The sequence below is a fragment of the Streptomyces sp. ME02-8801-2C genome (genome assembly GCF_033793965.1).
Classification (GTDB): Bacteria; Actinomycetota; Actinomycetes; order Streptomycetales; family Streptomycetaceae; genus Streptomyces.
The window spans coordinates 15337-29347 of sequence record NZ_JARAXP010000014.1 but is presented as its reverse complement, the minus strand read 5'-3'; the positions used below and the strand labels follow the sequence as shown (position 1 = coordinate 29347).

The window sequence follows — 14011 nt, the reverse complement described above, 5'->3', positions numbered from 1 at the left end:
ACTCGGTCGCCGAGAACCATCGGCGGCTAAGACCCCGCCCCGCAGGAGGTCAAGAAGTTGAGTCACAAGCGAGTTCCGAAGCGTAAGGCCGCGATAGCGGTGGGCAGTGTCGCGGCGCTCGGAGCGGCGGCCCTGCTGCTGCCCAACGCCATGGCGTCCCAGACCGACGCTGCGGCCGACGCGGCTCCGAAGACCCTCAAGGCGACGGATGCCTCGGATCTGGCCTCGCAGCTGCAGGAGTTGCTCGGCGACGCCTTCGCGGGCTCCTACTACGACGCCGACAAGCAGCAGCTGATCATCAACGTCGTCGAGGGCGACAACAACAACGTCATTGTCCAGGCCAAGAAGGCCGGCGCCGCTGTTCGCGAGGTCGACAACAGCATCGCCGAGCTCAAGGCCGGTGCGCAGACGCTGAAGGCGAAGGCGACGATCCCGGGCACCGCCTGGGCGCTCGACCCCCGCACCAACAAGATCCAGGTCACCGCCGACAGCACGGTCACCGGCGCCAAGTGGGACACGGTCGAGTCGACCGTCAAGAGCCTCGGCCCGGGCATGGCGACGATCAAGAAGAGCCAGGGCACCTTCAAGACGTTCGTGGAGGGCGGCGACGCCATCTTCGGCGGCGGCGCCCGCTGCTCCCTCGGCTTCAACGTGGTGACCGGCGACGGTACGCCCGGCTTCCTGACCGCCGGTCACTGCGGTGTCGCGGTGGCCGAGTGGTCGGACGCGGAGAACGGCGAACCCATCGCCACGGTCGAGGAGGCCACCTTCCCGGGCGACGGTGACTTCGCACTCGTGAAGTACAACGACCCGGCGACCGTGGCGGCCAGCACCGTCGACGTCGGCAACGGCCAGACCGTCGACATCCTCCAGGCCGCCGAGGCCACGGTCGGCCAGCAGGTCTTCCGCATGGGCTCCACGACGGGCCTCAACGACGGTGAGGTCACCGGCCTCGACGCCACCGTGAACTACCCCGAGGGCACGGTCACCGGCCTCATCCAGACGAACGTCTGCGCCGAGCCCGGCGACAGCGGCGGCTCGCTGTTCACCCAGGACGGCGGAGCGGTCGGCCTGACCTCGGGCGGCAGCGGCGACTGCACGGTCGGCGGCGAGACCTTCTTCCAGCCGGTCACCACGGCCCTGGAGGCCGTCGGCGCGACCCTCGGCGAGGGCGGCGCGGGCGCGGGCGCCGGTCAGGACGCGGGCGCGGGCCAGGACGCCGGTGCCGGTGAAGAGGCAGGCGCCGGGCAGAACGCCGGTGCCGGTGAAGAGGCGGGCGCCGGGCAGAACGCCGGTGCGGGCGAAGAGGGCGGTGCCGGTCAGGACGCGGGCGCGGGCCAGGACGCCGGTGCCGGTGAAGAGGCGGGCGCCGGGCAGAACGCCGGTGCCGGTGAAGAGGGCGGTGCCGGTCAGGACGCGGGCGCGGGCCACGACGCCGGACTCGGTGAAGAGGTCGGTGGCGACGAGCTCGGCGGTGTCGACGACATCGGCAACGGCGCGGACAACGGCCTCGGTGACGGCAACGGCCTCGGCGACAACGGCAACGGTGCCGACGACGGCACCGGCCTGGGGAACAACCAGAAGCACTGATCGGCCACACCAGTAGTACCGGCCGACACCGACGCGGTCCGGCCCTCCGGCGGGAGGGCCGGACCGTTCTGCGTGCGCGAACCCGTCCGCAGGGCAGCGCGGGGACGGCCCGTCAGGGCCTGTACCGCGAGGGAGCGTCGGTCAGCGCTCGTCACCCCGCGCCTTCAGCAGAAGCAGCGCGATGTCGTCCACCCGGTCGGTCACCCCCGCGCCGAACTCGACCAGCCCGTCCGCCAGTTCGTCCAGCGGCCGGTCCCCGGTCTCCGCGAGCCGACGTCCCAGGGCGGCCAGCGTCTCGTCGAGGTCGACGCCCGGGGACTCGATCAACCCGTCCGTGTACAGGGCGAGGACACAGCCCGGCGGCAGCTCGACCTCGGTCGTCGGGTACGTGGCCGAGGCATCGATCCCCAGCAGGGGACCCCCGGCCAGGTCGAGCACTTCGACCCGCCCGTCCGGGAGCCTCAGCAGTGGCTGGGGATGCCCCGCACGGGCCAGCACGGCCCGGCCGGTGCCCGGATCGAGCCGCAGATACAGACAGCTCGCGAACAACTCGGTGCCGAGGTCGATCAGCAGCCGGTTGGTGCTGCTCATCACCTCCCCCGGCGCCTGACCGACGGTCGTGTACGCCCGTACGGCCGTACGGATCTGGCCCATCAGCCCGGCCGCCGGCACGTTGTGCCCCTGGACGTCCCCGATCACCGCCGAGGCCCGCCCGTGCGAGGGCACCAGGTCGTAGAAGTCGCCGCCGATGTCCATGCCCTGGGTGGCCGGCAGATAGCGCGCGGCGGCCTCGATGCCGGGCAACGACGGCAGGGAACTGGGCAGCAGGGCGGCCTGGAGGCCGTGCGCGACCCGGTGCTTGGCGTCGTACAGCATGGCCCGCTCCAGAGCCTGGGCGATCATTCCGCCGAGACTGGTCAGGACGGCGCGCTCGTCGGCGGGGAAGTCGTGCCGTTCGGCATAGCCCAGCACACAGGTGCCCACCGGACGCCCGGACGCGATGAGCGGCAGAAACGCCCACGCCGCCATCGAACCTGGTACCTCCCGCACCACCGGATACGCCCGATCCAGTTCCCCTCGGGACCCGAAGAAGGCGGGCACACCCGTGGTGAGGACCTGGGTCCCCGGGTTCTGGTCGGTCATGGGCAAACCGTCGAACCGCTCCACCAGCTGGGGGTCGGCGAACCCGCGATGCCCCACCACGCGCATGCGCCCGCCGCCCGAGCGCAGCAACACCAGCGTCTGGCAGCCCACCGCGGGCATGATCTCGTCCGCGACCAGCTGGACGACGTCCTGGACACCCGCCGCCTCGGTGAGCGCCCCCGCCAACGACAGCACCTGCGAGATCGTGACCAGACTGGACGGACCCCCCTTCCGGCGCCCCGCGCGGTCCAGGTCGGCCACCGCCCGCGCGCGGGTGATGCGAACGCTCAGCCCGGTCTCGCTCGGATACAGATGGAACGACAGCCAGTCGCCGGGCGGGCGCAACGCCACGAACGAGGTGACGTGCAGGCTGAACAGCGCGGCGCGGTAGCGGTCCTCGTACACCGGATCGTCGAGCCAGGGCACCGACACCCACAGCCGGGAGCCGAGCAGCGCGCTCGCGGGAACGCCCAGCAGCTCCGCGGCCGCCGTGTTGACGAAGCAGACCCGTCCGTGCAGGTCTAGGGAGCACAGCCCGTACGGCAGCCGGGACACCATCCGCGCCGCTTCGACCGTGCCGAAGGTCTCGGCCGTCGGCACATCGGGCGGGATGGCCAGCAGATCCGCCTCGGGCCCCAGCGGACGGCGCTCGGCGGCCGCCCGTTCCAGGCGCAGGGCCAGCCGGTCGCAGGCCGCGCGGAGCTGCTCCCGCTCCCGGTCCGACAGTTCCGGAGGGTGCGAACCGGGCCAGGTGACGAAGACCGACCCGTACACCGCGGAGTCCGTCGCCAGCGGTACGGCGGCCAGCGCGAAGGGGTAGGGAAGCACCACGGCGACCCGCGGGAAGCGCCGGGCCATGTCCTCCTCGCCGCCCACCCACACGAACCGCCGCTCACGCGCCGCCTCGGCGACGGGAACCGGCGCGCCGAGCCCGACCCGCTCCCAGGGCGCCGCGAACGCCCGGGGCAGCCCCGCCATGACGGCCATCTCCAGCACCGACCCACCGGGCTCCAGCAGGTACACCCCGCCCGCGAGGGCCCGGACCTCCTCCATCATCCCGGCGAGCGCCAGCGACAGCAGTGGCTTACCGAACGAGGCCGAGGGGGTCTCATCTCCCGGCCGTCCGTGTGCGGAGGTCCGTCCGTCGGCCATCGGGACCACCTCCTCACCGGGCCGGGTGCTTCCGACTCAAGGCTCTGTCCACTCGGGCCGTCGCGCACGGCGAGCGCCCGCCGCCCCGGCCCGCCTCTCGCCGAGGCACCTCGACAGGCGGGAGTCCCACCGAATACCCAGTCCGCACCGGCTCATGTCCCCCGGTTCCCCGGGTCGAAGCACGGGCCCGGCGCGGGAGCCCCCCGGGTGCGCCCCCACGCCTCCCGTTGGCCAGTTCTGCACGCCCCCGAGTCGCCCTGAGAACCGAGTGCCGAAAACGGGGCACACGCGTCAGCGGTGAAGCGGGCCGACGCGAGTGAAGGAGCTGTGGTGATCCGAGTGCTGCTGGTGCACGACGCGAGTCTGGTGCGGTCGGTCCTGGCGGAGTGGCTGCGCCAGGAACCCGACCTGGGGGTGTCCGACGCCTCCTGGCGCTGCGCCGGGGGGAGGGTGCGGGCGCTGCGGCCCGATGTCTGCGCGGCCGACCTGGAGAGCCTGGACTCCTACGGCTTACCCCCGCTGGGCGAGTTACGGGGGCGCGGGGCGGGCGCGGCCGCGCCCCGCCTGCTGGTGCTGGCCGGCGCCGGCAGACCGGGACTGCTGAAGCGGGCGGCGGAGGCGGGCGCGCTGGGCTACGTCGACAAGGAGAGGGAGGGGGCGCCGGAGCGGTTGCTGTCCGCCATCCGCAGCGTCGCGGCCGGCAAACGGTTCGTCGACGACTCGCTCGGTTTCGGCTTCCTCAGAGCCACGCAGATCCCGCTCACCCGGCGTGAACTGAGTGTCCTGTCACTCGCCGCGGACGGGGCGTCCGTCGCGGAGATCGCCGGCAGCCTGCATCTGTCCCACGGAACCGTGCGCAACTACATGGCGGCCATCACCCGTAAGACCGGGGCCCGTAACCGCATCGACGCCATCCGCATCTCGCAGGGCGAGGGCTGGCTGTGACGGCACCGGCGGCTCCGCCGACCAACTGCCCACCAGATCGCGGTAGAGGGACGAGCGCTCCAGCAGTTCGTCGTGCGTTCCGTACGCACACTCCCGGCCGTCCATGACGAGGACACGGTCGGCGCGGCGCGCGGAGGCGATCCGGTGCGCGACCACGACCAGGGTGGTGCCCGGCCGGGCGGCGAAGGCCCGCTCGGCGCGTTCCTCCGCCTCCGGGTCGAGATGGCAGGTGGCCTCGTCGAGGAACGCCACACACGCGTACGAGAGAAACGCCCGGGTCAGCGCGATCAGCTGCCGTTCGCCGGCCGACAGCGCGGCCGGGTCGACCTGGCCCTGCGGGCCGCCGTGCCGGTCGAGGAGCGCGGTGAGCCCGACCGCCTCGGCGGCGGCCAGCAGTTCGGCCTCGGGCACGGGTTTTGGCCGCAGACAGCCGAGGTTCTCGGCGAACGTCCCGCTGAACACGTACGCCTCCTGGGGGATGACGACCCGATGCGCGCGGGCGGCGCCGCCGGGCACCGGATGCCCGCACAGCCGGATCGCACCGCGCCGGGGGTCGAGGAGACCGGCGGCCAGGGAGACGAGGGTGGACTTGCCGATGCCACTGGGACCGACGACGGCAAGCCGGGTGCCCGCGGGCAGGCTGAGCGTGAGGTCGTCGACGACGGGCGCGCAGGCGGGTCCGTAGGCGAAGGTGAGGCCGGAGACGGTGAGGGCGGGTGTCGGCGCGGGGGCGGGGGCCTCGGTCGGCGTGGACCTGGGCACGGGCGCGCGTGACGGTCGTGAGGGCGTGGGCGCTGGTAGCGCCGCGGGTGTCGGTGCGGGAGCCTCGCTGGGCGTGGGCGCACGTGCGGGCGAGGGCGAGGGCGTGGGGCCGGGAGCTTCAATGGGCGCGGGCTTGAGGGAGGGGGCGGGACAGGGGGCCGGCCCGCTGCCGTCGACCCCCGCCCGGCCGGGTGGTACGAGGCGGCGGAGGACCACCGCGAGGCGGGAGCCGCTGGTGCCCATGCCGTGGACCAGGTTCTGCAGGGCGGGCAGCAGGGACTGGGTGACATAGGCCAGCGCTCCTACCAGGGCGCCGGGGGTGACGCCCTGACGCAGCAGCCAGGGTGCGGTGAGCAGAAGCAGTACGAGAGGCAGCTGGCCGCCGACGGCGATCGACGCGACGCGCGGCACCCCCCAGCGGGCCAGTGAGCGAGCCGCCCGCAGCTCGGCCTCGACCCGGTCGCCCACGTCGGCCGCCACCAGCTTCTCCGCGCCTGACGCTGTCACGTCCCGCAGCCCCGCGCAGACCTCCCCGAACCGGTCGGCGAGCGCTTCGTCGGCGACCAGGAACGTCTCCTGGCGGCGTGCCAGCGGGCGCATGCTCGCCGCGAAGAGGCCCACGCCGAGGACCAGTGGGGGAGCGACCACCAGCAGGAGGGGCGGCGCCAGCGAGGCCAGCCCGATCAGCGCACCCCCGGCCGTGAAGACGAACGAACGGGACACCATCACCACCCCGGCGAAGGTGTCCCGGGCGATCTCCACCTGCTGGGTCAGCGCGGACAGCGCCCCGCCGTCCGCCTCCCGGACCCCGCGCGCCACCACCCGCTCCACGAGCCGGTCCCGCAACGGTTCGACGAGCGCGGCGACCGCCTCGTACACCCGCCGGGTGCCGTACGCCCCGACGGCGACCGCGAGCGCGGCGACCCCCAGCCAGCCGAGGCCGACGCCCGCCCGGCCGCGCAGGAACCCCTCGTCCAGGGCGCGGGCCAGGGCGTACCCCATGAGGAAGGTCTGCGCGGTCTCCAGCACGGACCACAGCACGAGCCGCGCCACGACACGCCGCTGCTGTCGCAGAAACCGCAGCCCACGCGCGCGTAGGCCGAACTTTCCGGCCCCTCGTGCGGCGGACCGCCGCCGAGCGTCCTCACCCCGCGCCATCCGCGAACACCTCCCGGTAGCCGCTCTCGCGCCACAGCCCCGCATGCGTGCCCACCGCCCGCACGCGCCCTGCGTCCAGCCAGGCCACGGTGTCCGCGCGGGCCGCGGTGGAGGCCCGGTGGGCGACGACCACGCGGGTGCCGCCGGGGGAGTGGCGCAGCAGGGCGTCGACCACCTGGTGCTCGGTGACCGTGTCGAGGCTGGACAGCGCGTCGTCGAGGACGAGCAGCCTGCTGTCGCGGGCCAGTACCCGGGCCAGACCCAGGCGCTGCCGCTCGCCCCCGGACAGGGGCGCGGCCCGGCAGGGGGTGGCGTAGCCGTCGGGCAGTCGGCGTACGAACGTGTCGGCGCGGGCGGCGGCGGCGCCGGCCCTGATCCGGTCGGGCGGCGCCGTGCGGACGCCGAAGCCGATCGTGTCCGCGACGGTGTCGCCCAGCAGGGCGGGCCGTTCGAAGGCACAGCCGATCGCCCGGCGCAGCTCGCCGTGGTCCAGTTCGGGCAGGGGCACGCCGTCCAGGAGGACGGTCCCCTCGTCGGGGTCGGCCAGGCGTCCGGCGAGGGCGGCCAGGAGGGACTTGCCCGCGCCGGAGCGGCCGACCACCGCGAGGGTGGAGCCCCCGGGGACGACCAGGTCCACGCCGTCCAGGACTGTCCGTCCGCCGCGCCGGGCGGTGACCCCGCGCAGCTCGAGCCGGCCCCGCCCCGGAGGCAGCCGACGGCCTCCGTACCGTGTGACCGGCTCGGCCAGCACCTCGCCGATGCGCAGGGCCGACGCCCGGGCCCGGACCAGCCCCGACAGCTGCCCGACCAGGACACCGACCCCGGCCGCCAGGACCGCGTACCGCGAGGCGGCGAGCATCTCGCCCACCGTCAGCCGGCCGTGGACCAGCAGCACCCCCGCCACCGCCACCACCCCCAGTTGGAGCAGCGGGGCCAAGGCGACCGCCCTGGCCGCCGCGCGTCCCTGGACGTGCCACATCCGGTGGCCCGCCCGGGCGAGTTCCGGCAACGGCCGCAGGATCCTGGCGGCCTCCCGGTCCGCCGTCCCGGACGCGGCGATGGTGCGTGCGCCACCGATCGCCTCCGCGAGCCCGCGCGCGATCAGTCCCTGGGCTTTTTGGTAGTCGGCGGCGCATTGTGCCGAGTCATGGGTGAAGGTCCGCAGCAGCAGCGCCAGCAGTGGCGCCCCGGCGAGGAACACCGCGGCCAGCCACGGATCGAGCAGACCGAGCGCGACCACGGCCCCGACCGGTCCGGCGACCCCCGCCAGCAGCGCGGCCAGGGAGGCGGGCGCGATGCCGGCCTGCGCGGCGTTGCCGACCAGTCGGGCCACCAGTTCACCGGACCCGAAGCGCTCCCCGGCCCGTGGCCCCACGGCGAGCAGATGCCCGGTCAGCCGGTGGCGCAGCAGAGCCGTCGCGCGGGCTGTCGTGGTTCCGCCCAGCACGGTCTCGACGGCGTCGAGCACGGCCAGGAGAAGGACGAGAGCGGCGCACCACAGGACCCAGCGCACGCCCCCGGAGCCGTCGGGGTTCGCCAGGAGCAGGTCGAGGGCCCGCCCGAGGGCGAGGGGCAGGGCCAGGCTCAGGACCGTCGAGGCCGTGGCCGTCAGGAACAGGGCCGCGCAGCGTCCCCCGGTGCGGCGGACGGTCGCGCGCAGTGGCGAGGCGGTGTTCTGGGCCGGGGCCGACCGGTCGTCGGTGGCTGTCGTCATGTCGGGTGGTCCCTCCGCGCGGGGTGACCGACCGCCGGGCGGCCCTCCACGAGTGGGAGTGACCGCCCGGCGTCCGTGCGGGAGATGCTCAGAGACAGAGGGTGACGCTGGCCGCGCTGACGCAGGACAGCAGGCTCAGGGTGCTGTTGCCGCCCGTGTTGGCGGTCTCGTCGGACTCCATCGTCTGAAGGTCGAGCAGTGCCATGTCGATTCCTTTCCGTTGGTCCCGGTGACCCGGGTTCCTGTGGGGACGGGTGTCGCGTCACGACTCCTCGGTCGGAGCCGCGTCATGGGGCCGCCGCAGCGGCGGGAGGAAGGGCAGAGCGGCGGGGGCCGTCTCGTGGAGGGCCGCGCCGAGCGCGAGCAGACAGCCCGCCGTTCCGGTGCCCAGGTCCATGGAGAGCCTCATCATCTGGTGCCCGGGGAAGGCCAGTTGGCCCTGGTACGACATCGCGTACCAGCCGAGCCCCGTGATCTGCTCCCGCAGCCGCGCCTCGGGGGCGCCGGTGCGGGCGAGGTGCAGGATCATGCCCGCCCGGCCCTGGAACAGACCGGGCTGCGCGTAGAAGCGCGAGGTCGCGGAGGTCAGGATCCGGTCCCGGGCCCGCTCGAATTCCTCGCGCCGGTCGGCGTGGGTCTGCGAGCGCGCCCCGGACGCGCCGAGCGTCAGGTAGTCGTCGAGGACCAGGCCGATGCCCACGCTGCCCTCCGCGAGGTACGGCATCGTCCGCCACCCCTCGTCGACCTCGAGCCCGCCGCCCCGCTGGACGACACAGCCGTCCAGGTCCCGGCGCAGCGCCGTGCCGGCCGCGTCGAGCAGCGCCGGGTCGCCCGTCACCTCGTACTGGCGGAGGAACAGCAGCGCGGGCCCGCTCGCGCCCCGCAGCAGTCCCGCGCGCCGTTTCGGCGGCTCCGGGAGCGGTTCGGCCAGTCGGCCCACCAGGATGTCCGTGACGTCCTGGGCCCGTGCGGCCAGCTCCTTCTCGCCGGTCGTGTGCGCCAGGCGCCCGAGGACCAGGCCGAGACCGGCGAGGCCGCCGCGCAGGTCCGAGGAGAGCTTGTGCCACTTCTCGCGCAGGACCAGGTCGATCAGGTCGAGCGCTCGCGCGCGGTGCCCGAGCAGGTCGAGGACATGGGCGACGCCCGCGAGACCGTCGTACAGGCCAAGCGGCGTGCCCACCGGCACCGGGTCGGTGTGGGCCAGCAGCCAGCGTTCGCCCTCCTCGTACCGCTCGGCGCCGGTCTGGGAGAGCGCGTACAGCACCCCGGCCGCGCCGTGCGCGAGGCCGAGTCCGCCGCCGTCGGAGAACTGGGTGATGTCGCCGGGGAAGAGCCGGTCGTCGCGGTCAGGGGTCGCGGAGGCGAGGATCGCCTTCACCATCGAGTCGCGGCTGTGGGGCCAGTCGCCGGGTTCGACCGGAGCGGCGGGCGGCGAGGGCACGCGATGGGCCGGCCCCCGCGCGGACACGTCACGGGTGATCTCGGCGACCGCCTCGGCCAGGAACTCCTCCGGTACGTCCGGGAACTGCCCGGCGATCACCTCGGCCAGCTGCGCCGCCTTGCCGCGGTCCACCACGAACAGGGTGGTCAGGGGCATGAACAGCGCGAGCCGCAGACACGCCAGCGCGTACCGGTCGACGTCCGTGCCCCTGCGGTCGGGCGGGGCGAAGAACCCGGGGTGGGCGACGACCTGGCGGCCCCGCTCCTCGACGGGCGCCGCCGCCTCGAAGTCGACCAGGGACACCGACTCCTCGTCGGGCGCGACCATGATGTTGAAGATGTGCAGGTCGTTGAAGACGATCCCGCGCGCGTGCACCGCGTCGAGGGCTTCCTCGACCATCCGGTGGATACGCAGCGCCCAGCGCGTGTACGCGGCCACCGCCGCCGGATCCGGATCGTGGGTGAGCAGCGGGTGGCGTTCGGCGAAGAAGGAGTTGAGGGGACGTCCCTCGACGAAGTCCATGACGAGGAAACGGTGGTCCCCGAGTGTGAACCAGTCACGCACCTGTGGCACCGACCCCAGCCCCGCAACCCGCTCCAGCGCGGCACGTTCACGCTCCAGCCGGGTGACCGCGTCGGCGCCGTCGGCCGCCAGTCCCGCGTGCGGCCGCCCCTCCTTGAGGACGACCCGGCGCCCGTCGCGGGTGTCGGTGCCCACGTACACGCCGCCGCCGTTGGAGAAATGCAGTGCCTTCTCGATGCGGTACGGCAGGTCGGCGACCGTCGTCGCGTTGCGGGCCGCGAGCTGCGCCTCCAGGAACGCGGGCAGCCGCACCCACTCCGGGACCTGGAAGGAGGGCGCCCGCCGGTCCGGCACCAGCCGCCCCTCACCGTCCCGCACCGCCGGCACGAGCGAGCCGCGCTCGTCGACGACGAAGGAGCGCGCGAACGCCCCGTAACGCACATACAGCGGGCCGTCCTGCCAGCGCAGATCGGTGAGGATGTACGGCCCCTCGCAGCCCTCGAGGAGCGCGCCCAGCTCGGTCAGCACCTGGTGCAGCTGGTCCTCGTCGGCCGGGTAGACCGTCACGAACTTGCCGCTGCCGTCCCGGCCCGCGTACTTGGTGTTGCGCAGATGCAGCAGATGCGGGCCCGGCAGGAACTTGAACGGGATGCCGCGCGGCACGCAGTACTCCCACACGGCCTCGGCGATCCGCTCGGCGTTCGCCCGGGTGGCCGAGGCGTGCACCTTCCAGCCCTGGGTCGGGCCGGGCAGTGGGTCACCGTCCGCCCCGAGCGGCGTCAGCGTCAGCCAGTCGCCGATCCGGTCCGCCCGCCAGCCCTCCGGCACCGCACGGCCGGCCGTCTCGAACAGGGGAGCGGCCTCGCCCGGTGCGGACAACCGGTCGGGCGTCTCGTAGAAGTGCCGGTCGGCGAGCGCGTACACCTCGTACCGCTGGTCCATGCCCACCTCCTCGATGTCTGGCACCGAGCCTTCCAGCCCGCCCCCGGGGCCCGACAGTCACGGCTGTCACGAGACGACCGTGCGGAACGCATGGACGACCTGGAACGCCAGGGGCTGCGCCCGAGCCCCATACGCGCTGTAATGACGAACGTGGTCAGTGAGGACGCGGGACGCGCAGCGACAACGGCGCGTGCCGAACTTGCCCTCAAGTCGCTCACCGCCGATCTCGACCCCCGCGAACGCCTCCGCCGGATCCTCGAACAGACACTCGTCTTCACCGGCGCGACCGTCTGTGCCGTCTACACCCCGGGCGACACCGGTGACGTGCTGTGTCTCGTCGAGTCGGCCGGCGTGCCCCGCACCCTGTACGGCCTGCGCGACAGCTATCCGGTGGCCGCCGGATCGCCCGCCGCCGACGCCCACCGCACCGGAACGCCCGTATGGCTCGGCCCGGACGAACTCGTCGACTGCGCCGAGTCCAGGCGGCTGCCCGCCGGTGCCGTCCATATGGCCGCACTGCCCGTCCGCGCCGGGGCGGCGGTCGGTGACGGCGGCTGTCTGCTCGTGGTGACCGAGTGTCCTGGCGGCTTCGACGAGGACGCCCGCGACTGCCTGGAACTGTTCGCCGACGCCGTAGCCTGGCCCGCCCCGCCCACCGCCTCGGACGTCGGTGAGCTGGTCGGTGAGCTGTCGGACAACGCCTTCAGCCTCGCCATGGACAGCGGACACGTCGAGGTCGGCGACGAACTCCTTCACCTGTTCGCACTCGACCGCGCCGACTTCGACGGCAAGGTGGAGACCCTGCTCGGCCTCACCGTGCCCGAGGACCTGCCCTCACTGATGTCCGTCGTCGAGGCCGACCACATGTCCATCGGCGACCGCGAGCTGGAGTTCCGGGTCGTCCAGCCCGCGGGCCCGCCGAGGTGGCTGCGGCTGCGCGGACGGCTCGAGACCGTCGCGGAGGGCCGCCCGGCCCGGCTGGTGGGCACGGTGGGCGACGCCTCCACGCTGCGCTCCGGCGTCACCGACGTGGCCCGCGTCCAGCGCCTCGCCGCCGCCCTGGCCACCGCCGGGACCGTACGCGACGTCAGCCAGGCCGTCGTCACCGCGCTGCGCAAGCCGCTGCGGGCCGACCGGATCGCCCTGGCCGAGCTGGAGAACGACCGGCTCGTCGTCACCGTCCTCGACCCACCCGAAGCCGAGTCCTGGCCCGAGTCGTGGCGGCTCGAATGGCGCTCCGAGTGGCCCGAGTCGCCCGTCCGCTCCATGCCCACGCTGGCCGCCGCCCTGCGTGAGGGCCGCGCCGCCATCTGGCCCGCCGGCACCGAGACCGAACCCGCCCTCGAGGGTGTCGGACCCGGTGGCCTCGCCGTGCTCCCACTGCCCGCCGGGGGCCGGATGGCCGGCCTCTGCCTGATCGGCTGGGACAACCCGCACGAGTTCGGCACCGACGAACGAGCCCTGCTCACCGCCGCCGCCGGCCTCGCGGGCCAGGCCCTGACACGTGCCCACGCCTTCGACGCCGAACACGAACTCGTCGGCATGCTCCAGCGCACACTGCTGCCCCGCCGCCTGCCCAAGCTCCCCGGCGGGGTCGCCGAGGCCCGCTACCTCCCGACCACCGAGGGCCTCGAGGTCGGCGGCGACTGGTACGACGTGATCCCGCTGCCCGACAACCACGTGGCCCTCGTCATCGGCGATGTCCAGGGCCACAACGCGGGCGCCGCCACCCTCATGGGCCAGATGCGCACCGCCCTGCGCGCCTACGCCGTCGAGGGCCATCCGCCGGACGTCGTCGTCTCCCACGCCAACCGCCTCCTCGTCGACATGGAGACCGACCTCTTCGCCACCTGCTGCTACGTCGAGGTCGACATGGAGGAGGGCACCGCCTGGTACGTCCGCGCCGGTCACATCCCCCCGGTCGTCCGCAACCCCGACGGCAGCACCGAGATCACCGAGTCCGAGGTGGGCCCGCCGCTCGGCGTACAGGCCCGGGCCGACTATCCGATGGGCCTGATCCGCCTCCAGCCCGGCACCCTGCTCGCCCTCACGACGGACGGCCTCGTCGAGTCCGCGGAGATCGACGTCGAGGACGGCCTCGACGCCCTCGCGGCCAACCTGGCCGCCGCCGACCCCGCCCACCTCGGCCTGGTCGCCGACGCCCTCCTCGCGGACGCCAACCGCAACGACGACGTCGCCCTGCTCCTGCTGCGCTACGACGCCATGGAACGGCGCCCGCTGCGCGAGAGCTGGACCGTGTGGCGGGTGCCCGAGGCCGTCCGGCACGCCCGCCGTTTCACCCGGCGCACCCTGCGCACCTGGGGCGGCGCGGGCGAGGCCGGGCTCCAGGAGAACATGGACACCGTGCTCCTCGTCGTCTCCGAGCTGGTCACCAACGCCCTCGTGCACACCGACGGCCAGGTCCGTCTCGACCTCACCGTCTTCAACGGCCGACTGCGCGTCGCCGTCGCCGACAACTCGCCCCGCACACCCATCAAACCGACGAACCTCGGCTGGGAGGCCACCGGAGGCCGCGGCATGCTCCTCGTCGAGGCCATGTCGGCGGCCTGGGGAACCGTCCCCGTCAGCGGCGGCAAACAGGTGTGGAGCGAGATCGTGCTGGAGCCGTGAGGACCGCCCGG

7 protein-coding genes and 1 pseudogene are annotated in these 14011 nt (G+C 73.9%); 3 read left to right on the top strand and 5 right to left on the bottom strand.

Going from position 1 to position 14011, the window contains the following annotated elements:
• The first annotated feature begins 57 nt into the window (after nt 1-57).
• Nucleotides 58-1590 (top strand): S1 family peptidase, encoded by a 1533-nt coding sequence (locus PV396_RS34495; protein ID WP_319211442.1) that lies wholly within the window; start codon nt 58-60, stop codon nt 1588-1590.
• 141 nt (nt 1591-1731) lie between these two features.
• On the opposite strand, the gene PV396_RS34490 is transcribed toward PV396_RS34495, so the two are convergent.
• A complete protein-coding gene (locus tag PV396_RS34490; protein WP_319211440.1) occupies nt 1732-3885 on the bottom strand; it encodes a SpoIIE family protein phosphatase in 2154 nt (717 codons plus the stop codon).
• A gap of 297 nt (nt 3886-4182) precedes the next feature.
• Here PV396_RS34490 and PV396_RS34485 point away from each other — a divergent pair.
• Nucleotides 4183-4746, top strand: a pseudogene (locus tag PV396_RS34485) (LuxR C-terminal-related transcriptional regulator); the annotation flags it as partial.
• Here the strand turns inward: PV396_RS34485 and PV396_RS34480 are convergent.
• The 4 genes from PV396_RS34480 to lanKC form a co-directional block, all read right to left on the bottom strand.
• Nucleotides 4672-6750 (bottom strand): ATP-binding cassette domain-containing protein, encoded by a 2079-nt coding sequence (locus PV396_RS34480; RefSeq protein ID WP_319211438.1) that lies wholly within the window; start codon nt 6748-6750, stop codon nt 4672-4674. The pseudogene PV396_RS34485 and the gene PV396_RS34480 sit on opposite strands and share 75 nt — an antisense overlap.
• Nucleotides 6737-8464, bottom strand: a complete 1728-nt coding sequence (locus PV396_RS34475) for an ABC transporter ATP-binding protein (RefSeq protein ID WP_319211436.1) — start codon at nt 8462-8464, stop codon at nt 6737-6739. Before PV396_RS34475 ends, PV396_RS34480 begins: the two co-directional genes overlap by 14 nt.
• Nucleotides 8465-8552: 88 nt before the next feature.
• Nucleotides 8553-8669, bottom strand: coding sequence for a SapB/AmfS family lanthipeptide (locus PV396_RS34470; protein ID WP_307629835.1), 117 nt, complete (start codon nt 8667-8669; stop codon nt 8553-8555).
• Between the two features lie 57 nt (nt 8670-8726).
• Complete coding sequence (gene lanKC, locus PV396_RS34465; protein ID WP_319211679.1) at nt 8727-11369, bottom strand: class III lanthionine synthetase LanKC; 2643 nt, start codon at nt 11367-11369, stop codon at nt 8727-8729.
• Between the two features lie 141 nt (nt 11370-11510).
• Between lanKC and PV396_RS34460 the strand changes: the two genes are divergently transcribed.
• The gene (locus PV396_RS34460; protein ID WP_319211432.1) at nt 11511-14000 is read left to right on the top strand and encodes a SpoIIE family protein phosphatase; all 2490 of its coding nucleotides are present in this window, start codon (nt 11511-11513) and stop codon (nt 13998-14000) included.
• The last annotated feature ends 11 nt before the right edge of the window (nt 14001-14011 follow it).